Here is a 1,757-nt window from a genome sequence, read left to right as displayed (position 1 = left end):
GCCCTCGCGCAGCTGCCGGGGGCGGGCGCCGCGGGCGGCCTCGGCTTCGCGCTGGCGGTGCTCGGCGCGCGCGTGACCTCCGGCGCCCAGGTCGTCGCGGACGCCGTCGGGCTCTCGGACGCCGTGGCAGCCGCGGACCTCGTCGTCACGGGGGAGGGGGCGCTCGACTGGCAGTCGCTGCACGGCAAGGTCGTGCAGGCGGTGGCCGACGCGGGGTTGGCGCACGGGGTGCCCGTGGTCGCCGTCGCGGGGCAGGTCCTCATCGGCCGCCGCGAGTGGGGGGCCGCCGGGCTCGCCGGGGCGTACGCGGTCGCCGAGCGGCCCGAGCAGGTCCCCGCCGCGCTGGCGGACCCCGCCGGCACGCTCGCGGCACGCACCGAGCGCGTGGCGCGGACGTGGTCACGCTGAGGACGTAGGCTGGGAACAGCGGCACGCCGTCCGCTGTTGGCCAGGACGACGGCCACCGCCGTGCCAGCCGTGAGCCGTTCGAGTCCTGAGCCGTTGACCGGGCTGCCGCCCCGAGAACCCGTGGAGACACCATGAGCGAGACCACCGAGACCGCCACCCACGGCGTCGACCTGAGCGAGGTCGCGGCCGACAAGGTCCGCACGCTGCTCGAGCAGGAGGGCCGCGACGACCTGCGCCTGCGCGTCGCCGTCCAGCCCGGCGGCTGCTCCGGCCTGATCTACCAGCTGTACTTCGACGAGCGCCTGCTCGACGGCGACGCGGTGCGCGACTACGACGGCGTCGAGGTCGTCGTGGACCGCATGAGCGTCCCGTACCTCGACGGCGCGAAGATCGACTTCGCGGACACGATCGAGAAGCAGGGCTTCACGATCGACAACCCGAACGCGGGCAGCTCCTGCGCGTGCGGCGGCTCGTTCGCCTGAGGCCACCCCTGGGCGCCGCGGCGTCCTGACGACCTCGGAGGGCCGGCACCTGGTGCCGGCCCTTCGTCGTGCCCGGGCCCGTTCAGTCGGCGGTGGGTCCGCCGAGCCGGACGCGCGTGGCGCCGGGCGGGCCGCCGGGCTCCGGCTCCTCGACGGCGTGGCCGCGCATCCTGGCCCAGGCGGGCACGTCGTTGCGCGCCGCGGGGTCCGTCCAGAGCACCTCGACGAGCGTGCCCGGCACCAGGTCCCTCGCCGCGGCCGCCAGGCGGATCACGGGCAGCGGGCAGCGCAGCCCGCGCGCGTCCACGCGGACGACGTCGTCCGGGCGCCCGCCGTCGGCGCCCGTCACAGCCCGACCACCCCCGCGGCGTCGCGCACGGCGGCGACGGCGTGCGGCAGCTCGGCCACGAAGCGCTCGACGTCCGTGGCGTCCACGCGTGCCGGCAGCGTGAGCCGGATGTTGCCGTGGGTCAGCGCACCCATCGCGGCGAGCACGTGGCTCGGCTCGAGCGCGCTGGACGTGCAGGCCGAGCCCGAGCCGACCGCGAAGCCGCGCCGGTCGAGCTCGCCCACGATCGCCTCGCCGTCGACGTAGAGGCACGAGAACGTCAGGACGTGGGGGAGACGGTCGACGGGATCGCCCACCACGTCCACGTCGGGGACGGCGGCGGCCGCCGCCCGCACCCGGTCGACCAGCCGGCGGCGGCGCGCGTCGGCCTCGTCGCGCTCGGCGAGGACGGCCTGGAGCGAGACGGCGGCGGCGAAGGCGGCCGGGACATTGACGCCGCCGGGGCTCCACGCGTCCTCGTCCTCCGGCGCGTCGGGCGTCGCCCGGACGCGCGCGCGCACCGCGAGCAGCCCGACGCC

At 77.3% G+C, this 1,757-nt stretch carries 4 protein-coding genes; 2 read left to right on the top strand and 2 right to left on the bottom strand.

Features of this window, described 5'->3' with window-relative positions:
* On the top strand, positions 1-408 hold a 408-nt coding region (locus IDM29_RS16605; protein ID WP_188037828.1), incomplete at its 5' end, for a glycerate kinase.
* A gap of 131 nt (positions 409-539) precedes the next feature.
* Entirely contained in the window at positions 540-890 is a 351-nt protein-coding gene (gene erpA, locus IDM29_RS16600; protein WP_182111347.1) for an iron-sulfur cluster insertion protein ErpA, read from the top strand.
* Between the two features lie 82 nt (positions 891-972).
* Here erpA and IDM29_RS16595 read toward each other — a convergent pair whose 3' ends face one another.
* Together IDM29_RS16595 and IDM29_RS16590 are read right to left on the bottom strand one after the other, a co-directional pair.
* On the bottom strand, positions 973-1,239 hold the full coding sequence (locus tag IDM29_RS16595; RefSeq protein ID WP_182111346.1) for a sulfurtransferase TusA family protein: 267 nt from the start codon (positions 1,237-1,239) through the stop codon (positions 973-975).
* Positions 1,236-1,757: aminotransferase class V-fold PLP-dependent enzyme (locus tag IDM29_RS16590; RefSeq protein ID WP_188037827.1), on the bottom strand; the 522-nt coding region annotated here is incomplete at its 5' end. The genes IDM29_RS16590 and IDM29_RS16595, both read right to left, overlap by 4 nt.

Origin of the sequence: Actinotalea sp. JY-7885, assembly GCF_014525465.1 — a bacterium.
Taxonomy (GTDB): domain Bacteria; phylum Actinomycetota; class Actinomycetes; order Actinomycetales; family Cellulomonadaceae; genus Actinotalea.
This window is presented reverse-complemented; position numbering and strand designations above follow the sequence as displayed.